This window comes from Kitasatospora sp. NPDC002522 (assembly GCF_053595195.1).
Genome location: NZ_JBSFXE010000016.1, coordinates 80,358 through 99,616, shown reverse-complemented (window position 1 = coordinate 99,616; position 19,259 = coordinate 80,358). Strand labels below are relative to the sequence as shown.

Here is a 19,259-nt window from a genome sequence, read left to right as displayed (position 1 = left end):
GTTCCACCCGGCGGAGCCTTCGACGTCGGCAGCGACAGCTCCGACAGGCGGCGCAGCCGTCGAGCGGCTGCCGGGGCCTAGGCCCCCTTCGAGACTTCCTCGTCGGCGACGGCGATCGCGATGCCGAGCGCCTCGGCGATGTGTCCGGCGGCGGACATGACGCGGGCGGTCCCGACGATCGGGGCGATGGCGACCAGGACGTCCTGCAGTTGGGCGGCGGTGAGGTTGGCCTTCATCGCGGGCTCGATGTGTGCGAGGTAGGACAGCGGCGGGGCGTCCATCGCGGCGAGGGCCGCGATGCGGGTGAGAATGAGCATGTCCTGCGGCAGACCGCAGCGCTCGATCGAATCCATCGTCATGGCCGCAAGCGTGTCGAGGACGGGCGTGTCGGATGCAGTGGTCACGTGACTCTCCTCAGAGCTGGAGTGCACCGGCACGACTCCCGAGACGACGCGGAAGCGCCCGTGCGATGCCGGAGGGCATCGCCCCCCACGCCCAGACTCTAGGAACCCGTAGGAGCGGGCGCAGGACGAGCAAGCCGTCCAGGTGAACTCCCGCCACCACTCGGCTCGGCCGGTTCGGGACCCGTCCGGTGGCACGGGCCGCGGCGGCGCCGGGTTCTGGCTGGTCATCAGGCCGACTCCCGTCAGCGTCCGGAACGCGTCGCCACGGCGTTCGCCCGCAGGCCACGTGCCTCCGACAGGAGGATCCGGATCTCATCCGTCGTACCGAAGACGCGTTCCCCGTGCCGCCGATCGCCCGGTTCCGCAGCCTCGTACGGAACGGGGCCCGGCTAGCGCCGGTCGGTGTCCGTCGCGCCGCACAGCGCGTCGTCGACCAGCCTGCTCTCCGCCTGCGTCACCCCCAGGACGTCCTCGGTCGATGCGGCGAGGACGCCCGACAGCGAGACGGTGACGCCCCGTCGGCCGTCAGCTGTGACGCCGGTCGCGGTGATCCAACCCGCGTCGCCGCCCTCGTGGCCCCAGTACACCCCGCCGCAGGACAGCGGGCGGGAGAAGAGCCCCAGTCCGTCGCGGGCGCCCGGCATCAGCGGCTCGAACTCCTCGCCGACGGGGACGGTCCGCGTCATCTGCCGGAGTTGCGCCGGGGGCAGGAGCCGGCCGCCGAGCAGGGCGCGGAAGAACAGGTCGAGATCGGCGGTGGTGGAGACCAGCCCCGCCTCTCCGTTGGTGCCGAAGCCGACCTGCTCGGTGACGTCCACCAACGGACCGTCGGGCGCGAACCGCTGGTAGGTCTCGGCGTGCGGCTGGGGCAGCGTCGGCGAGGTGCCCGGCCGGAAGGTGTGGTCGAGGCCGAGCGGGCGGACGATCCGGTCCGCCACATCCTGGTGCCAGGGGCTTCCGGTGACCTTCTCGATGATCATGCCGAGCAGGACGTAGCCGGTGTTGGAGTACCGCCAGTGCTTGCCGGGCCGGAAGTCCGGGTGGTGGCGCATCGCCCGGGCGACGGTCTGCTCGGGCGTGGAGGTGTCGTACCGGTGCTCCTGGAAGTCGTCCGCCGAGGTGTAGTCGGGGTAGTCGTCGTGGATGCCGCTGGTGTGCTGGAGCAGGTGGCGGACGGTGATCTTGCGTCCGTCGTTGCCGTTCCCGGACACCACGCCCGGCAACCACCGCTCCACCGGGTCGTCCAGCGAGAGCTTGCCCTCACCGGTCAGTTGCAGGACCACGGTGGCCACGAACGCCTTGGTGACGCTGGCCACCCGGAAGTATCCGTCCGCCGAAACCGGCTGACCGCTCGTCAGGTCGGCGACGCCGCTCGTGGCGGTCAGGTCCCGCCCGTCGGCGCTGACCAGGCGGGCCTGGACACCCGTCACACCGAGTGCGGCGATCGCATCGGCGTCCCGCTGGAGCTGGAGCCGGTGCCGGAGCCGGCCGTCCTCCTGCCCGGCGGCCGCCACGCCGGGCACGCAGGTGGACAGGGTCGCGGCCACCACGGCGGCCAGGACCAGGTTCCGTCGGGCGGACCTGCCGCGTCGCCGGACCGGGAGAATCTGTGGGTTCGTCATGGGCGTTGACGCTAGGTCGGGTCGGGGAGCGCGGGCAGTACAGCCCACGGGTGGGAAAAAGGTGGAGCGGGCTGTAGTGCCGGGCGCGGTCGCGATGGCCCAGACTTGCGCGGATGAACCACTCCGTGGCCGATCGACTGTCGGCGACGTGGCGCGCTCTGGGCTACCTGCTGGGCAGCCTCGGCACCGCCGCGCTCGCCCTCCTCGCGCTGCCCGTACTCCTCGTCCCGACCACGGCGGGGGCCTGGGCGTCCTGGCAACGGCGCCGCGCCGAACGGCAGTTGGCGATCCCGGCCACCGGTCCCGTCGTCGTGGGTGGGTGGCGGGTCCTCGGCTGGCTGGGCGGCTGGATCGTGACCGGTCTGGCGTTCGGGTCGGTCGTGGTGCTGTGCGCGGGCAACGCGGTGACCGCGGCCGTCACCGTGCCCGTGTGGTGGGCGCTGCCCGCCGGCACCCGCGCGGGCGGTTTCGCCGCCGGGTTCCAACTCTCGGGGTGGGGAACGGCGTTGACCCTGGGGACCGCCCAGGCCGTCGCCTTCGCGGCCCTGACCTGCTGGCTGGTTCCCCCGCTGGCGCGCCTGCACGCCCGGATCTGCACGGTGCTGCTGTCCCCCTCGGCCGCCGACCGCCTGACGCAGCGGGTGGGGGCGCTGACCGAGACGCGGGCCAACGCCATGAAGGCGCACGGCGCGGAACTCCGCCGGATCGAACGCGACCTGCACGACGGCACCCAGGCCCGGCTGGTGGCCATCGCGCTGCGGCTGGGCGTGGCCCGCGAGGTGCTGCACGAGGACCCCGCGATGGTGGCCGCGCTGCTGGAGGAGGCGCACCGGAACACCGAGGAGGCCATGGTGGAGCTCCGCACCGTGCTCCGGTCGATCCATCCGCCGATCCTCGCCGACCGCGGCCTCGCCGGGGCGTTGGCCGCGCTGGGCACCCGATCGGCGATCGACACGGCCCTCGACGTCGGCGAGCTCGGCACGATCCCCGCCGCGGTCGAGGCGGTGGCGTACTTCACCGTCGCCGAGGCGCTCACCAACGCCGCCAAGCACAGCCGGGCCACCCGCACCGCCGTCCGCGTCGCACGCGCCGACGACCACCTGTCGATCGAGGTCAGCGACGACGGCGTCGGCGGCGCCGACGAGACCCGGGGTACCGGCCTCGCCGGGATCCGCCACCGGGTCCTGGCGTTCGACGGCGCCGTCCGGATCCACAGCCCGCGCGGCGGCCCGACCACGATCGAGGTGAGCCTGCCGTGCGGGTCGTGATCGCCGAGGACAACGTCCTGCTGTCCAGCGGCCTGGAACTCCTGCTGACCGCCAAGGGCTTCCACGTCGCCGCGATCACCCGGGACGCTCCCGGCTTCGCCACCGCCGTCGCCGAACACCGGCCGGACGTCGCCATCGTCGACGTGCGACTGCCACCGACCTTCCGGGACGAGGGCATCCACGCCGCCATCCGCGCCCGCCGCCGGCACCCCGGCCTGCCGGTGCTCGTCCTCTCGCAGTACGTCGAGCAGCAGTACGCGGGCGAGCTGGTCTCGGACGGTCTCGGCGGCATCGGCTACCTCCTCAAGGACCGGGTGGGCCGGGTCAGCGAGTTCGTCGACGCGCTGCGCCGGGTCGCCGCCGGCGGCACCGTCATGGACCCCGAGGTGATCGGGCAGCTCCTCACCCGTCCCGCTCGCGACCCGATCGCCGCCCTCACCCGACGCGAACGCGAGGTCCTCGCCCTGATGGCCGAAGGAATGGACAACGCCACGATCGCGGCCCGCCTCGTCATCACCGACAACGCCGTCCACAAACACATCGGCAACGTCTTCACCAAGCTCGGCCTCTCCCCCGACGACAGCGGCCACCGCCGCGTCCTCGCGGTCCTCACCTACCTCAGCCGCCGCTAGCCGGCCCGGCCGGCACCCGTGGACGACCGTGCGTCGGGCGCCGCCGCACGGGTGACGGCGGGTCAGGTGGCCGGTGCCGCGACCGGGCGGGCCAGCACCTGGTCCAAGGCGTCGGCGAGGTGCCGCGCCGGGTCCGGGACCGGCGCCTCGGCCCGCAGCGCGACGATCGCGTCCGGTCGCACGAGCAGCGCCCCGTCGTCCGGCAGCCACGGTGTCCGGACCTGATGCGCCGGCAGGCCGATGGCCACCGCGGCCGCGCGCCAGCGCTTCCCCGCGACGCCCACCAACAGAGTCCACCGGGAGGCGACCAGGTCGAGCGTGGAGACGTCGTCGACCCACGCGTGCGGCACCCGGGAACCGGGCGACCCGTCCAGCGACGCCACCAGGTCGACCGTGGATGGGAGTTCGGGCCGCGGGTCGACGACGGCGGCTGAGTCGTACCGCTGACCGAGGTGGACGACCGGCGCCGCCCAGACCCCCGCCGCTGCCCGGGCGGCGTCGGCCTCGGGTCCACGTCCCCAGTGCAGTGCCGGGTCGGCGTACCTGCGCATGGCCTGGTCCAGCGTCGCCGCGGCGACCGGCTCGCGTTCCTGCGCGTAGGTGTCGAGCAGGCCGGCGCCCGCCTCGCCGTGGTGGACGGCGGCCAGCTTCCACGCCAGGTTGTGGGCGTCGGCGACGCCGGTGTTGAGGCCGAACGCGCCCAGGGGTGCCACGGTGTGCGCGGCGTCGCCGACCAGGAACACGCGCCCGACGGCGAAGCGGTCGGCCTGGGCACTGCGGGGCCGCCACGGCAACACGCTGCGCACCTCGACGTCCAGGTCGGGATCGCCGACCGCCGCGCGCACGACCTCGACGCAGCGTTCGTCGGTGTAGTCCTCGGGGTGCTCGCCGCCGTCCACGTCGCAGGTGACGTGGAAGACCCAGGTGGTCGCCCCGTCCACGGTGACCAGCAGGCCGGGCGCCGCGGGCGTGGTGATCGTGCAGGTGCCGAAGGACATCCCCCGCAGGTGGGGACGGAGGTCGGCGCGGAACAGAATGTTGATCTTCGACTTGCCGAGGTCGCCCGCGCCGGAGGTGCCCACGCCGAGCGCGGTCCGCACGGGGCTGCGCGCACCGTCCGCGGCCACCACGTACGCGGCGCGCAGCCGGTAGCGACCGTCGGGTCCCTCGAGCTCGACGTCGACCCCGTCGGCGTCCTGCGCGATGCCGACCAGGCGGGTCGACCAGCGCACGTCCGCTCCGCGCCGCGCCAGGTCGGCCGCCACCGCGGCGTCGAGCCGGTCCTGTGCGCAGACGCCGCGCAGCCGGAACGGCGTCGTGTCCAGCTCGGTGGCGGACGGGACCGGCATGGGCACGGCCACGACGTCACCCGCGCCCATCTCGACGACGGTCCGCGCCACCGCCTTGGCCGTGGCACCGCGCAGGTCGACGGCGACGGCGTCGACGGCGGCGTCCAGCCCGAGTTCGCGCAGGATCTCGACCGTCCGGGGCCCGATGCCGGTGGCACGCGGGTGGACGGACGGCCCCGGGCGGCGTTCGACGAGCACCGCGGGGACGCCGTGGTGGGCGAGCAACGCAGCGGTGAGCAGCCCGACGCTGCCGCCTCCGACCACCACGACCGGCACTTCTGGATACACTGTTTCCGTCATGGATACACCGTAGCCAGAAGCTAGAATGCCGGTCAACGAGAATGGGAGCCCCCGATGACCGAACCCGCTCCCTGGTCGGTGTGGACCAGGCCCCGCCCCGAACCGGCCCGCCGCGCCCCGGGCGTGGACCAGTACGTGGCCGCCGCGCTGGCCGTCGCCGACGCGGAGGGCCTGGCCGCGGTCTCGATGCGCCGGGTCGCCGGCGACCTCGGTTCCGGCACGGCCACCCTCTACCGCTACATCACCAACCGCGACGAGCTGGTGGACCTGATGGTCGACGCGGCCCAGGGCGAGGACCCGCTCCCCGAGCCCACCCCCGACTGGCGCACCGACCTCGCCGCGGTCGCGCACGCCCAACGCGCGACCCTGCTGCGCCACCCGTGGCTGGCCGCCGAACTCGCGGGCCGGCCCTCACTCGGCCCCAATACGCTGCGCCGGGCCGAATCCGCCCTCCGCGCCGCCGTCGCCCTCACCCCCGACATCACCCTGGCCTCGCAGGCCCTCAGCACCCTGCACGCCTACGTGCTCGGTTCGGTCGCCACCCAGCAGGCCGCCCGGCGCGCCGAACAACGCACCGGCCTGACCGAGGAACAGTGGCAGCGCAGCCTCGGCCCCTACATCAGCGCCGTCCTCGCGGCGGGCGAACACCCGATGCTCGCCCGCCGCGTCCACGAGACCCAAGAACCCGACCCCGACACGGAGTTCGCATTCGGCCTCGACTGCGTCCTCGACGGCCTCGCCACCCGCGCGGGCCGCTGACCGGCACCACGAGCACCCGGACCTGGTGCCACGCGAACCCGATGCCGGGGATCCGGTGCCGGGGATCCGGTGCCGGGGATCCGAGACGATCCAGGGCCTGGACTCGGCCTCGCGTCAACCGGTGGAGTTCAGCCTGGCCAGGATCTCCTCCTCGGACATTCCGGCCTTCCGCGCGAAAGTGAGCGCCCGCTCGCGGAAGGACCGCGCCTCGGCGTCCCTCCCCAGGGCCTCCAGCACGAGGGTGCTTCCCATCAGGCTGTGCGCCTGGAAGTACTCGTCGCCGATCGACCGGCTGGTCTCGAACTGCTGTTGGAAGCAGCTCAGGGCGGAGGCGTGGTCTCCCGTGTCGCGGTGCAGCAGGGCCAGGTTGCCCAGGACGATGACCTGACCGCGGATCTCGTCCGCGGCGCGGAGGTCCGCCATGGCGTCCTCGTACTGCGCGCGCGCCCCGGCGTGGTCGCCCAGCAGGTGACGGAACCACCCGGCGTTCAAGCGGATCACGCCGCGGCTGCGCAGCTTGCCGTCCGCGCTTCCGATGACGGCCAGGGCCCCGTCGTACGCCGTGAGTGCAGCACGGTAGTCCTTGCGCGCCTCGTGGATCAGACCGATGTCCGCGAGGGCCGCCACCTCAAGACCGCGCTCGCCGATCGCGCGGAACAGGTCGACCGCCGCCTGTAGTTGGGGCTCGGCCTCGTCCAGACGGCCGAGCTGGCTCTGCGCGACGCCCATCCCGTGCAGGGCCCGTGCCTGCGCGTACCGGTCGTCCAGGGCCCGGCCGGCGGCGAGGGCGAGGGCGTGGCTCTGGACGTACTCCTCCAGGCGCCAGCGCAGCATGAAGTAGCCCTTCTGGTAGAGCGCGATCCGCCACACGTGGTCGGGCAAGTCGCAGGCCGCCAGCCATCGCACCACCGCACCGGAGTTGGCCGCCTCCGCGTCGAACCATGCGAGGGCCCGGTCGTACGAGTCGAATGAGGTCGCGATTCCCGACCACCGGCACGGTCCGGGCTCCGGCAGCTCCGGTGTCCTGATGGCGAGCGCCGCGCGGTGGACCGTGTCCACGTACCAGTCGGCGAGCCGCCGTTGCGCGGCGGCTCGGGCCTCCGGCGGTGCTGCGGCGGCGAGTTCGGCCGCGTACACCCGCAGCAGGTCGTGCAGGGCGTACCGCCCGGGGCTCGGCTGCTGGAGCAGGTGCTCGTCGACGAGCCGTTCGAGGAGGTCCTCGGCCCGCGCCGGGTCGACTCCGTGCAGAGCGGCGACCGAGTCCGGGGTCAAGTCGGCGCCCGGATGCAGCCCGAGGGTGTGGAACAACGCGCGCAGCGGGTTCGGAAGGCTGCGCAGCGAGAGCGCGAACACGTGCCGCAGCCGGCGGCCGCCGGTCTCCAGCTCGGAGAGACCGCGTTCGAGGCGCTCGGCGAAGTGGTCCAGCGACCAGGCCGGTCGGGCGCGCAGCCGCGCGGCGACGATGGCGAGGGCCAGCGGCAGGTATCCGCAGGCCTTGGCGATCGCCCGGGAGGCGGCCGGTTCCGCCTCCGTCCGCTGCGGTCCGACGATGCGCGCGAGCAGCGCCAGGGCCTCCTGCTCGGTGAAGACGTCCAGCGGGTACAGGTCGGCTCCGTCGAGGCCGGCGAGGCTGCGCCTGCTGGTGACCAGGACCAGGCAGTCGGGGCCGCCCGGTACGAGGTCGCGGACCTGTTCCTCGTCGGCCGCGTTGTCGAGCAGGACGAGCGCGGCCTGGTCCTGTAGCCGGTCCCGGAACATCGCCGCGCGTTCGGCGCGGCCGGTGGGCACCTGGGCGGGCGGTACGCCGAGTTGGCGCAGGAACGCCGCCAGCACCTCCGACGGGTCAGCGGGCTCCTGCTCGGGGTCGAACCCGTGCAGGTCCACGTAGAGCTGCGCGTCCGTGAACCGTCCGTCCCGGACCAGCCGGTGTGCCACGTGCACGGCGAGCCGGGTCTTCCCGACGCCGGCCATCCCCTCGATCGCCGAGATCACCACGGTGGCCGCGCGGCGGCCGGGACCGGTCGCGGCGGCCATCACCTCGCGCACCACGCGGTCGCGACCGGTGAAGGTGGCCAGGTCGGCCGGCAGCTGCCGGAACACCCCGGAAGACCCTCCGGACTTGGCTGTGGCGTGCACCGCGAGGCACGCCTCCCGCCACTGCGCCACCTCGGATTCGCCCAGCCCGAGGGCTCGGACGATGCCGACCACCAGGTCCAGGTCGAGCCGCCGCCGACCGGGCTTGAAGGCGTCGACCACGGTGAACGCCGAGACCGTGCGGGGTGGCCGCAACAGCGGTCCGGTCCGGGCGGCCAGGACGCGGTAGGACGGCTGCCCCGCCCACCGGCGTAACTCGCCCAACAGGCCGATGAATTCGGCCAGGTCGGCGGCCCGGAGCGGATCCGGAGGAGCACCGTTGATCGCATCCGCCACAGCCGTCCCCCTCGATGCCGTCCCCGTCCGTGTCGGCCAGAGTCTAGGACGTGTGTGGGGTCGTGTGGGATCCGTGACCGCAGCCGCCACCCACGGGACTCTTGAGTCACGGGGGGAGGCCGCCGGGACGCCGATCGGCAGGTGCCGTGCAGGCGCCGTCGAGGCACCGGCGTCCCGGCGGATCGCCCCCTTCACCACCCGCACGAGAAGGGGGACGTATGCGTTTTCGAAGGATCGCCGCTACGGGCCTGTCGCTGTTGTCGACAGCAGGCCTGCTGACCGCCGCCACGGGCACGGCTCACGCCGACAGCCCGGTGCGGCTCTGCGGGCCCACCCATGCGGTGAACTACAACTACACGGCGCAGGCCTGCCTGACGATGACCGGGCTGGAGTGGGGAACGCCCAAGTTCACCCGCTTCGCGTCCTACCGCGGCGGCAGCACCGACATCCGCATGGGATTCGCGGTCATGGAGGCCCCGCCGAGCAGCCCCTACAGCGGCTGGTACATCTCGCAGAGCTGGCCGACGGGCAACCTGACGACCTATCAGAACGGCTCGTACAACGGCTCCATCAGCGACGGCGACCCGTCCAACGGCACCGGGGGGATCGGGCACACCGGCCACTGCTACACGGCCGTCACGTTCTTCACCGAGTCCGGCGTCTGGCACTACGGCGCCCAGTCCAAGCCCATCTGCATCTAGCCCAGGAGAGAACTCCGAGATGACTTCGAAGTCCAACCGGCCCGTCCGGACCGCCGTCGCCGGACTGGTCGCGCTCGCCGCAGCGGCGACGACGGTGACCGTCCTCGCCGCCCCGGCCTCCGCCGCGGGCGCGTGCCCCGCGCCGATCGTGTCCAACGTGCCGACGCAGATCAACGACATGTACGGCGACCACCTCGGCGTCCTCTACATCGGCTACATCGGCGGCACCTGCCGCAAGGAGTACGCCGAGGTCCGCTGGACCAACTCGGACTACCACGCCAACTCCGGCTCGATCTGGCTGGAGGACGCCTACGGCCACCAGGCCGGCAAGGTCTACTTCGGCGGCAAGGACCTCACCGGCTTCAACGGCTCCCAGTTCATCCCGATCGACGGGTACACCGGCGACTTCAACGGCTACTACTACTCGACCCCGCACATCGCCATCAACTGGGTCACCACCGTGATCATGGGGCCGGTCAGCGGCCACATGTTCCCCACCTGCATCGGCGAGCACGACTACCACGGCAACTACCACGACTTCTACAACGGCTACAACAGCTCGGACCACTCCTCCGAGAAGTGCTGAGGTAGGCGCTCGTCCCGGCTCCCGGTCCCCGCCCGCCTGCGCCGCCTTCGAATCCGGCACCCGTTGCCGCACACGCCTCGGACAACTGGCCAGCGGGCGGGCCGTGTTGTCGGTACGGTCGGCGCAGGGACGGTGCGGGTCGGGTGGGGGTCGGGTGTCCGAGGTGGATGTCGTCGTGGACTGCGTGTTCGCGTGGGCCGCGTACACCGCGCGCCCGGACGGAGAGCGCCCGGCCGCAGGGGATGCGTGGGCGGCAGCGGGCCGGGTGCGGGACGTGGTCGTGGAGTACCTCGGCGCGGGCGGCGCGGTCGCGCGACTGGAGCGGGAGGCCGCCTCGGGACTGGCCACGCCCACGACGCTGACGCGCTATCAGCTCCGCGCGTCCCTGGCCGAAGCCGTGGCCAGGGACGCGGCGTTCGCCTCTTCCGCTTCCACCCCGGCACCCCGTAGCGCCGCACCGCCTCGCTCCACGACCTCGGTCGAGTGCCTGCCCGGCCGGACCCTCGACCACAGCCGCCGCCATCGGCGCGCCCCGAGAGCCCACGCCGGGGCGGTCGGCATCACCGTTCGGGTCCTGCTGAGCGGGCATGCCGCGACGCTGCCGCCCGCGGCGGACCCCGCCGCGGATCTGGCCGCACTGCCCTCAGCGAACGGTGCCGGCCGCGTCCAGGGCCTGCTTGAGCTCGTCGGTCAACTGCGCGGCGGTGGCAGCCGCAACGGACATGAGCTTCGCCGCCTCCGACGCCCGCGGATCACCGGTGAGCCCCGGCAGCGCCTCGGCCTGGTGTCGCACGACGTCCGCGAGGGCCGCCGCCAGGCGCTGCGTCCAGTCCAGGGAGTTGGCGACGTCCGACGGCCGCCCCCACCCGGTACGCCCCACCGCGATGTCGTCGGCCACGCCGGCAACGGAGCGGGCGCTGCTCCTCAACGGCTCCATCGGGTCGTACGGCGCCACGTTCTCCCCCTCGGTCGGCATCCTCAGCATCGAGAGTGCCGCAGCAGCCCGCCCCATGGAGTCGATTCCCACGCAGTTGACCTGAATTGCACCCGCCTGCCGATCGAAACCTGCCGAGCCGAGCCCGACATCGCTCGCCCGTGCCGACGGGCGAAAGCCGTCACCGGCTCCAGCCTCGCCGAACCGTGGTGTCGCTCCCGCCGGGCGGGCCGAGCGAAGGCATCCCGAGGTCGGCCTTCGCCGGGCCGGTGGAGCACGCGGCGGCACGGCGGCGCCGACGCACGACCACCAGCGCGGTGACAGCGACCGCGGCCAGGACGGCGAGGCCGGGCACCCACAGGGCGCCGATCGCGGAGAGTACGCCGACACCGCCGAGGGCGGCCAGCCGCGGACCGGCGCAGCACACCGCGCAGGCGGCGACCGCGGCCGTGCCGGTGCCCAGCAGGCCCCACGGCTTCGACGCGCGGGCAGGGGTGCGGGTCACGGGGTCGCTCCGAACAGGTCGGCCAGCATGCCGGCGCCGTCCTCAGGGGCGCGCACGGCCAACTGGACGGCGGTGGGGGTGAGATGCAGGGCGAAGTCGAGGAATCCGCAGCAGCTCTGCTCGGCCGCCGCGAGTTCGGCGAGTCGGCCTGCCAGGCGCGGGTCGGCGGGGAAGGTCAGCCGCAGTCCGTCGGGGATCTTCTCGCGCCGTACGGCCTCGGCGACCAGCTGGCGCCACTGGGCGCTGCGCTCGCCTACCTGGTCGCCGCCGAGGGTGCACGCCACCGGGGCCCGCCGCCACTCCTCCCCCTCCCCCGCTCCCGACTCGGATGCGGTGCGCGTGGGAGACAGGTCCACGGCCACCGGCCCGGTGCCGGCGGGGGCCGCGGTGGTGGTGCAGCCGCAGTCCGGCCCGCACCCGCCCGCGGGGGCCGGGCCCTCCAGGGCGGCGTGGACAGCGGCCAGGCGGGAGGAGAACGCGGTCAGCTCGGCGATCCGCGCGTCGGTGTCGGCGATCCGGTCGGCGACCAGCGCCCGCATCCGCCCTCGCACCGGCGCGCACACCCCCTGCTCCCGGACGTCGAGGAGTTCGCGGATCTCCTCCAACGGCAGGCCCAGCAGCTTCGCCGAGGAGATGAACCCCAGCCGCTCCACCGCCTCCTCCCCGTACACGCGGTACCCGGCCGGGGTCCGCTCGGCCGGCAGCAGCCCGGCGCCCTCGTAGAAGCGCAGCGTCGTCGCCGGAACACCGGAGCGTTCGGCGAGCTGCGAGATGCGGTAGCTCGTCACACCGCCGACGGTAGACCTTCGACCCGACTCGAAGGTCAAGCCCCGACGGAGCCGGGCCATCACGCGCCGCTCTGGCCGCGGCCTCCTGCTCTGCGGGATCCGGAGCATCCGGATCCCGCTGAGCGGTCGTCAACAGCTGTGGGTCGGCAACACCTGTGGATCAGCGGATGCTCGGCTCGGGCTCGTGCTGCCGAATCGGAGTGGTCTCCGGCGTGTTTCCTGTCGGTGTGCGCGCGGGCAGTCGGCTGCCTTCGATGTCGACGTTGGGCAGCATGCGGTCGAGCCCGCGAGGGAGCCACCAGGCGCGCCCGCGATCGCGTACGGCCAGCTCGGAGCCGCGGCGAGCGCGGCCAGGGCGGTGGCGGCGACCAGCGCGGCGGCGCGGACCACCGCGGCCGGCCCCGCTCTGCGGATCAGGTGATCAGCGCAGGCTCGTCCGGTGATGGTGCCCGCCTGGTATGCCGCGTAGGCCAGCGGAGCCGTCGGCAGGGAGGCGGCGAGGACCTGGTGGAGGTAGACGGTCGACCAGGCCGAGACCGTGGAGTCGATGACGTACGCGACGAGGAGGACCAGGCCGAACGGGACGAGCTTGGCCCACATCCTCCGGCCGAGCGGCACCGCGGCGCTCTCGGACGGTGTGCCGGCTGCCGTCGGGTCCGCGATCGGGTGGGAGCGGATGGTCAGGGCGAGAGCCAGGACGAGGGCGGCCTGAGCGGTCAGGGTCTGCTCGGGCGGACTGCCGAGGCGAGCCATGCCCGCCGTCAGGAGGGCCGAGGCGACGCCTCCCACGCTCCAGAGGGCGTAGAACGACGAGAAGATGCTGCGCCCGTACGCTCGCTCGACCGCCGAGGCCCGGGTGTTCACGGAGACGTCGATGCCACCCAGGGCCGTTCCGAACAGCAGGTAGGCGACGGTGACGCTGGCCTGACCGGGCGCCCACCCGATCAGCAGCAGGGCGGCGGCGGTCGCCACAGCGGCCCAGCGCATGGCGGCGACCGCGCCCACCCGTCGGATCGCGGCCAACCCGGCGAAGCTGCCGGCGCCCGCGGCGAGTGCGACGGTGACCATCAGCACGGTGGTCATCAGCGACGACAGCCCGAGATGCTGCTGGATGCCCGGCACCGTGGTGAACACCGCCGCCACGGCGGCGCCCTGGGCGGCGAACGCGGTTGCGGTGACTCGTCGGGCGCCCGCGAGCGGGCCTGTGCGTCGATCGTCCGCCGGTACCGCGGCCTGCAGGAAGAGGGTCATGGCGCGCCTGACTGCCGGGCGCTCGTTGGGCACCGGCGCATCTCGAAGGATCGGATTGCCGCAACCGTACGGAGCGGATCGGGCCGGACTCAGGGCGCCGGAGGCCATCTGCCGGACTCCGGCGGCCAGCACGCGGACCGGAGGTGTCCGCCCGTCTACAGTGGTCCTACCGTCCCTGTCCAGGCCCTGGTGAGAGGGACCGCGATGCCCGACACCCCCGGCCCGGCGAGTCCGCCGGGAACCAGCCGCAGCACCTCGGCGACCATTCCGCCGAACATCCTGCGCTCCCTCTCGGTCGTGGCCGCCGAGGACGGTGTCGACCTGCGGCCCGAACTGGCCCGGGTCGGCCTGGAGGAGGCCGTGATGCGGTCCGCCGCCCTGCGGGTCTCGTACCGCCAGGGCAGCACCGTCATCCGCCGCGCGCTGGCGCTGACCGGGGACGACCGTCTGGGCCTGCGGGTGGGCTCGGCGCAGCACCTGACCGCGTGGGGACTGCTCGGCTTCGCGCTGATGGCCTGCGACACCCTGGAGCACGCGATCACGACCGGAGTGAGGTACCAGAACCTGTCCGGAGCGATGACGGTCTGGTCGGCGGGGGCGGAGGAGGACGGCTTCGTGCTGCGGGCGAGGCTGCCCGACCCCGCCCTCGACCCGGCGGTGGGTGTCTTCCTGACCGAGGAGGCGTTCTCCAGCGTCGTCACGCTGACCCGCCTCATCGTCGGCCCGGCTTTCGCGCCGAGCCGGGTCGCGTTCGTCCATCACGCCCCGCGTGACCTCACCCCGTTCAGCGACCTGTTCGCCTGCCCGGTGGGCTTCGGGGCGCAGGACAACCGGCTGGTCGTCCCTCCGGCGTGGGCCCGCACCATGATGCCGGGCCGCGACCCGGTCATCCTCGCCTCGGTGCTCGAGCTGTTGGACGCTCAGGTGGCGGCCCGGCGCGACCAGCAGGAGTTGCTCGAAGTGCTGGAGGTCTCGATCGCGCAGGGCCTCCCGTCGGTGCCGTCCTTCGCCGAGCAGGCGCGCCGGCACGCGGCCAGCGAGCGCACCCTGCGCCGGCGGCTGGCCGACTGCGGCACCACCTACGAGGCGATCGTCGACGGGGTACGACGCGAACGGGTCGAACAGCTGCTGCGGCGTTCGGAACCGACCCTGCGCGAGGTCGCCCACCAGGCCGGTTTCTCCGACGAACGCGCCCTTCGCCGAGCCGTGCGCCGCTGGCACGGCATGGCCCCGCTGGAGTTGCGCAGGCGGTTCGAGCGGTCCGAGGAGCCCGGCGGCGTCACCGGGAGGTGAGCAGGCCGATGGCGGTGGCGTGCGCGGCGAACGCCGCCGTCGTCAGGGCGTGGAACACCTCGTGGAAGCCGAACCAGGCCGGTGACGGGTCGGGGCGTTTGCGGGCGTAGACGATGCCGCCCGCACTGTAGAGCAGGCCCCCGGCCAGCACGAGGGCGAGGACGACGGGCCGACCGCTGTGGGCGAAGTCCGGGAGGAACAGCAACACGATCCAGCCGACCGCCAGGTAGACGGGGGCGGAGAGCCACCGAGGTGCGGCGGGCCACAGCCACTGGAGTGCGGTGCCGACCGCCGCCGCGCCCCAGACCGTCCAGAGCAGGTCCCGACCTGCCGGTGCTGGCAGCAGCAGGACCGCCAGCGGGGTGTAAGTCCCGGCGATGACCAGGAAGATGTTGGTGTGGTCGAGGCGGCGCAGCGCCTCTTCCGTGCCGCGGGTCCACCGGCCGGTGTGGTACGCGGCGCTGGTGGTGAACAACAGCGTGGCGGTGAGGGCGAAGACCGCGCAGGCCGCGCGGCCCCGGCCGTCGGGAGCGGTGGCGGTGAGAGCGAGGCCGACGGACAGGGCGAGCGGGGCCGTCGCGGCGTGCAGGACGCCGCGCAGCCTCGGCCGCTCCTCGACCGGCGCGGGCGGCGGTACGGGGTGGGCAAGGTGATGGGTCATCGTCGGCTTTCAGCGGGTGCGGATCCAGACGGTCTTCTCCCTGGTCCACTGGGCGAAGGCCGCGGTGGACTTCTCCGCACCGCCGAACCCGGACTGCTTCCAACCGCCGAACGGCGTGCTGATGTCCCCTTCGCTGTAGGCGTTCACGGAGACCACGCCGGCCTGGACCTCGCGCGACAGGCGCAGCGCGGTGTCGAGGTCGCGGGTCCACACGGAGGCCGCGAGCCCGTACTCGGTGGCGTTGGCCAGGCGGATCGCCTCGGGCTCGGTGGTGAAGGTCTGGACGGTGACGACCGGTCCGAAGAGCTCCTTGGTCAGCACGTCGCTGCCGGCGGGGGCTCCGGTGACGACGGTGGGCGGGTAGTAGGCGCCGGCGCCGGGCAGACCGTCGGGAAGGCCCGCGGTGTGGATGCGCGCGCCGGCCGCGGCGGCGGCATCCACGGCGGCGGCGACCCGGTCACGGGCGGTGTGGCTGATCAGGGGGCCGACGCGGGTCTCCGGTTCGGCGGGGTCGCCGATGACCAGCGACGCGGCCGCGGCCACGAACCGGGCCAGCACCTCCTCGGCGACGTCCTGGTGGACCAGCACGCGGGAGCCGGCCGTACAGTTCTGACCCATCGTCAGGAAGGCGGCCTCGGTCATGTCGTCGATGAGCTCGTCGCCGAAGCCGAGCGCGTCGGCCATCAGGATCTGGGGGCTCTTGCCGCCCATCTCCAGCGAGACGCGTTTGAAGTTGGTCTGCGCCGCGTCGGTCAGGATCCGGCGCCCGGTGGCGGTGGAGCCCGTGAAGGACAGCGCCCCCACCAGGGGATCGCGGGCCAGTGCCGTGCCGGCAACCGGCCCGTGACCGGGCAGCACCGTGAGCACCCCGTCCGGCAGACCGGCCTCGGTGGCCAGGCGCGCCAGGTGCAGCGCCGAGCGCGGTGTCGCCTCGGCCGGCTTCAGCAGCAGGCAGTTGCCGGCGGCGAGTGCGGGCCCGACCTTCCAGGCGGCCATGGCCAGCGGGTAGTTCCACGGCAGGATCGCCGCGACCACCCCGACCGGCTCACGGCTGATCAGCCCGAGGTGGTCCCGGCCGGTGGGGGCGAGACGCCCGAAGAGCTTGTCGGCCGCCTCGGCGAACCAGCGGATCGACTCGATCGCACCGGGCACGTCGCCGGTGCGGCACTCGGTGATCGGCTTGCCCGCGTCCTCGCTGTCCAGACGGGCCAGCGTCTCGGCGTCCCGTTCCATCAGGTCGGCGAGCCGCAGCAGCACCGACGCCCGTTCCCTGGGCGGCAGTCGGGACCACGACCCGCTCTCGAAGACCCGCTGGGCCCGCTCGGCCGCCTCGGCGACCTGACGGGCGCTCACAGCGGGCAGTACGGTGATCAGCTCTCCGGTCGCCGGGTTGGTCACCCGCAGCACCGCTTCCTCAGTCGCATCCGTCACGGTCATGCTTCCTCCACGAGTTCCCAGCGGCCGCCGACCTGGCGCGCCAGCCCTCGGCTTCGCAGGTCCTCCAGGTAGCGGGCCATGCCGCGCTCGCCCCGCCCGCGGAAGAGCGGGAAGACCTTGGGCAGCAGGTTCGGGGCCAGCATCGCCAGCCGCACCAGCAGGGACTCGCTCGGCTTGGGATAGACCTCCAGGCGGGGCCTGTCCAGCAGACTCACCACTGCGGCCACGACGTCGGCGGGCTGCTGGGGCGGGTCCTGGAACTGCATGGCGTTGCCGCCGTCCACGGCCTCCTGACGGAGCATCCGGGTGTCGGTGGCCGACGGCAGCACCGACCCGGCCAGGATGCCCTTGTCCCGCAGGTCGAGAGCGATGGAGAGCATCGCGCCGCGCAGCCCGAACTTCGAGGCGGTGTAGATCGGCGTCTCGCCCAGCGGGAAGATGCCCCCGAGGGAGACCGTGGTGACCACCCGGGCGTCGCTCGACGCCCGCAGCAGCGGGATCGCGATCCTTGTCGTGACCAGCGGAGAGAGCAGGTTCAGGTCGATCTCCCGCTCGATGCTCTCGATGCTGCGCACGTCGAAGCGTTCGGCGCTGGTCATGCCGACGTTGTTGACCAGGACGTCCAGGCGTCCGTGGGTGGCCGCGACCTGGTCGAACAGCCGCTGCACCGCAGCGCGGTCCAGCAGATCGCATGCCATCCCGGCGTGCCCCGTCCCGGGCAGGTCACCGGCGACCTGCTCGGCGCGGGCCGCGTCGATGTCGACGACGATGCACCGCGCGCCGCCGGCGGCGAACCGGCGGCACAGGGCGCTGCCGATCCCGCCCGCACCGCCCGTGACCAGGATGACCCTGCCGCTGAAGTCGTAGCTCATGACCGCACCGCCGCCTGGCGGGCCGAGGCCGAGGCCGAGGGCGGGTTGCCTTGGGTGCGCCAGCCCATCTGACCGGCCACCTTGGCCAGGTGCTTCACGATGGCCCCGCCGTCCACGTAGCCGGTGTGCCGGGGCGAGGCGACGAATTTGAGTCCACCGGACAGATCCGGACGGTCGCTTCGGATCAGCTCGGCGAAGCGCTGCGCGCTCGGCAGCCCGCGCTGCGTGTCCTGGATGAACCCGGCGATCAACTGCGCCTGGGTGTCGAAGAGTTGGTAGGCCCCGGAGTTCGTCTCCACAAAGCCGACGCCGAACAGCCCTCGGTGCTCGCGGGAGAACGACGACAGGTAGAGATCGGGGTGCTGCTCACTGCCGAAGTACTGCTGTGCGACCGGCACCTTGTGCACGTATCCGGTCGCCAGCAGGACGAGGTCGAAGTCGTCGCGGGTTCCGTCCGTGAAGTGCACCGTCCGGCCCTCGGTACGGGCGATCCCCGGCTTGGCCGTGATGTCCCCGTGCTGGAGGTGATGGATCAGCATCGAGTTGATCGCGGGGTGCGTCTCGAACAGCTTGTGGTCGGGCTTCTGCAGGCCCAGCCGGCGCGGGTCGCCGTTGATGACGCGAAGGAGCGCACCGAAGACCCGCTGCTCCAACCACATCGGCAGCTTCGGCCCGCTCTGCGCGATCGTGTCCACCGGCCGGCCGAAGAGGTGCTTGGGGATGAACCAGTAGCCGCGCCGCATGCTGATCACCGCATGGTCGGCGGCCCGGGCCGCGTCGCAGGCGATGTCGCAGCCCGAGTTCCCGGCCCCGACGACCAGCACGCGCTTGCCTCGCAGCTCGTCCGCGCTGCGGTAACCGACCGTGTGCCGTACCTCACCGGTGAAGTGACCAGGCAGGACGGGGACGTTGGGATGCCACTGCGAGCCCGTGCACACCACGACCTGCCCGTGGACGCTCTGCCGCCCGTCGGCCTGCGTCACCGTCCAACTGCCGTCCGCGTTCTTCCCGATGCTGCGGACCTCGGTGCCGAACTCGATCCGGTCCGTCAGTCCGTACACGTCGGCGAACGACGTGAGATAGGAGAAGATCTGACGGTGCGACGGGTAGTCCGCGAAGTGGTCCGGCATCGGCCACCCGCCGAAGCCCGACAGGGTCTTACTGGAGATGAAGTGGGCCGACTCGTACATCGGACCACCGGGGTTGTCGATGTCCCACAGACCCCCTGGGCCGGTGTGCCGCTCGATGTGCGTGTAGGGGATGTCCCGCTCCGCCAGCGCCCGCGCGACCGCCAGTCCAGCAGGTCCCGCTCCGATCACACACGTGTCGTACTGGATGTCTTCCACGGGTCCGCCTCCCTCTGTCGCGATCCGCCGATGAGGGAAACCTACGGACCCGCAGGTCAGCGCGGACTGGCCCGCGCGGCCACCGGGAGGACCGTAGCGGCCATGCGGTTGGCATCCCGTA

At 73.0% G+C, this 19,259-nt stretch carries 18 protein-coding genes; 6 read left to right on the top strand and 12 right to left on the bottom strand.

What is annotated here, in order from left to right:
• Nucleotides 1-77: 77 nt before the first annotated feature.
• Both ACWD4U_RS16285 and ACWD4U_RS16280 read right to left on the bottom strand, forming a co-directional pair.
• Nucleotides 78-404 (bottom strand): carboxymuconolactone decarboxylase family protein, encoded by a 327-nt coding sequence (locus ACWD4U_RS16285; protein ID WP_363454336.1) that lies wholly within the window; start codon nucleotides 402-404, stop codon nucleotides 78-80.
• A 389-nt stretch (nucleotides 405-793) separates the two neighbouring features.
• Nucleotides 794-2,026 (bottom strand): serine hydrolase domain-containing protein, encoded by a 1,233-nt coding sequence (locus tag ACWD4U_RS16280; RefSeq protein ID WP_363454334.1) that lies wholly within the window; start codon nucleotides 2,024-2,026, stop codon nucleotides 794-796.
• A 113-nt stretch (nucleotides 2,027-2,139) separates the two neighbouring features.
• Here ACWD4U_RS16280 and ACWD4U_RS16275 point away from each other — a divergent pair, with 113 nt between their 5' ends.
• Together ACWD4U_RS16275 and ACWD4U_RS16270 are read left to right on the top strand one after the other, a co-directional pair.
• Nucleotides 2,140-3,294, top strand: a complete 1,155-nt coding sequence (locus ACWD4U_RS16275; RefSeq protein WP_363454332.1) for a sensor histidine kinase — start codon at nucleotides 2,140-2,142, stop codon at nucleotides 3,292-3,294.
• Nucleotides 3,282-3,926, top strand: a complete 645-nt coding sequence (locus tag ACWD4U_RS16270; RefSeq protein ID WP_363454330.1) for a response regulator transcription factor — start codon at nucleotides 3,282-3,284, stop codon at nucleotides 3,924-3,926. Before ACWD4U_RS16275 ends, ACWD4U_RS16270 begins: the two co-directional genes overlap by 13 nt.
• 62 nt (nucleotides 3,927-3,988) lie before the next feature.
• On the opposite strand, the gene ACWD4U_RS16265 is transcribed toward ACWD4U_RS16270, so the two are convergent.
• The gene (locus ACWD4U_RS16265; RefSeq protein ID WP_363454328.1) at nucleotides 3,989-5,575 is read right to left on the bottom strand and encodes an FAD-dependent monooxygenase; all 1,587 of its coding nucleotides are present in this window, start codon (nucleotides 5,573-5,575) and stop codon (nucleotides 3,989-3,991) included.
• A gap of 54 nt (nucleotides 5,576-5,629) precedes the next feature.
• On the opposite strand from ACWD4U_RS16265, the gene ACWD4U_RS16260 reads away from it, so the two are divergent.
• On the top strand, nucleotides 5,630-6,334 hold the full coding sequence (locus ACWD4U_RS16260) for a TetR/AcrR family transcriptional regulator C-terminal domain-containing protein (protein ID WP_363454326.1): 705 nt from the start codon (nucleotides 5,630-5,632) through the stop codon (nucleotides 6,332-6,334).
• A 114-nt stretch (nucleotides 6,335-6,448) separates the two neighbouring features.
• On the opposite strand, the gene ACWD4U_RS16255 is transcribed toward ACWD4U_RS16260, so the two are convergent.
• Nucleotides 6,449-8,764 (bottom strand): ATP-binding protein, encoded by a 2,316-nt coding sequence (locus ACWD4U_RS16255; protein ID WP_363454324.1) that lies wholly within the window; start codon nucleotides 8,762-8,764, stop codon nucleotides 6,449-6,451.
• Nucleotides 8,765-9,021: 257 nt separating this feature from the next.
• Between ACWD4U_RS16255 and ACWD4U_RS16250 the strand changes: the two genes are divergently transcribed.
• Both ACWD4U_RS16250 and ACWD4U_RS16245 read left to right on the top strand, forming a co-directional pair.
• Nucleotides 9,022-9,465, top strand: a complete 444-nt coding sequence (locus ACWD4U_RS16250) for a hypothetical protein (protein ID WP_363454322.1) — start codon at nucleotides 9,022-9,024, stop codon at nucleotides 9,463-9,465.
• A 19-nt stretch (nucleotides 9,466-9,484) separates the two neighbouring features.
• Complete coding sequence (locus ACWD4U_RS16245) at nucleotides 9,485-10,051, top strand: hypothetical protein (protein ID WP_363454320.1); 567 nt, start codon at nucleotides 9,485-9,487, stop codon at nucleotides 10,049-10,051.
• A 643-nt stretch (nucleotides 10,052-10,694) separates the two neighbouring features.
• On the opposite strand, the gene ACWD4U_RS16240 is transcribed toward ACWD4U_RS16245, so the two are convergent.
• From ACWD4U_RS16240 to ACWD4U_RS16225, 4 genes are all read right to left on the bottom strand, one after another.
• Complete coding sequence (locus ACWD4U_RS16240; RefSeq protein ID WP_363454318.1) at nucleotides 10,695-11,027, bottom strand: hypothetical protein; 333 nt, start codon at nucleotides 11,025-11,027, stop codon at nucleotides 10,695-10,697.
• Between the two features lie 139 nt (nucleotides 11,028-11,166).
• Entirely contained in the window at nucleotides 11,167-11,490 is a 324-nt protein-coding gene (locus ACWD4U_RS16235) for a hypothetical protein (protein WP_363454316.1), read from the bottom strand.
• Complete coding sequence (locus ACWD4U_RS16230) at nucleotides 11,487-12,278, bottom strand: heavy metal-responsive transcriptional regulator (protein ID WP_363454314.1); 792 nt, start codon at nucleotides 12,276-12,278, stop codon at nucleotides 11,487-11,489. Before ACWD4U_RS16230 ends, ACWD4U_RS16235 begins: the two co-directional genes overlap by 4 nt.
• A 129-nt stretch (nucleotides 12,279-12,407) precedes the next feature.
• Nucleotides 12,408-13,637: an MFS transporter gene (locus tag ACWD4U_RS16225; protein ID WP_363454312.1), complete on the bottom strand. Its 1,230-nt coding sequence runs from the start codon at nucleotides 13,635-13,637 to the stop codon at nucleotides 12,408-12,410.
• Nucleotides 13,638-13,733: 96 nt separating this feature from the next.
• On the opposite strand from ACWD4U_RS16225, the gene ACWD4U_RS16220 reads away from it, so the two are divergent.
• Entirely contained in the window at nucleotides 13,734-14,822 is a 1,089-nt protein-coding gene (locus ACWD4U_RS16220) for an AraC family transcriptional regulator (RefSeq protein WP_363454310.1), read from the top strand.
• Here the strand turns inward: ACWD4U_RS16220 and trhA are convergent.
• Genes trhA through ACWD4U_RS16200 form a run of 4 tightly spaced genes read right to left on the bottom strand, consistent with a single transcriptional unit; the run spans nucleotide 14,809 to nucleotide 19,138 of the window.
• Nucleotides 14,809-15,483, bottom strand: a complete 675-nt coding sequence (gene trhA, locus ACWD4U_RS16215; protein ID WP_363454308.1) for a PAQR family membrane homeostasis protein TrhA — start codon at nucleotides 15,481-15,483, stop codon at nucleotides 14,809-14,811. The two genes, ACWD4U_RS16220 and trhA, sit on opposite strands and share 14 nt — an antisense overlap.
• 9 nt (nucleotides 15,484-15,492) lie before the next feature.
• Entirely contained in the window at nucleotides 15,493-16,920 is a 1,428-nt protein-coding gene (locus ACWD4U_RS16210; protein WP_363454306.1) for an aldehyde dehydrogenase family protein, read from the bottom strand.
• Entirely contained in the window at nucleotides 16,917-17,792 is an 876-nt protein-coding gene (locus tag ACWD4U_RS16205) for an SDR family NAD(P)-dependent oxidoreductase (protein WP_363454304.1), read from the bottom strand. The genes ACWD4U_RS16210 and ACWD4U_RS16205 overlap by 4 nt, the downstream gene beginning before the upstream one ends.
• Nucleotides 17,789-19,138: a flavin-containing monooxygenase gene (locus tag ACWD4U_RS16200; protein ID WP_363454302.1), complete on the bottom strand. Its 1,350-nt coding sequence runs from the start codon at nucleotides 19,136-19,138 to the stop codon at nucleotides 17,789-17,791. The genes ACWD4U_RS16205 and ACWD4U_RS16200 overlap by 4 nt, the downstream gene beginning before the upstream one ends.
• Nucleotides 19,139-19,259 lie beyond the last annotated feature (121 nt).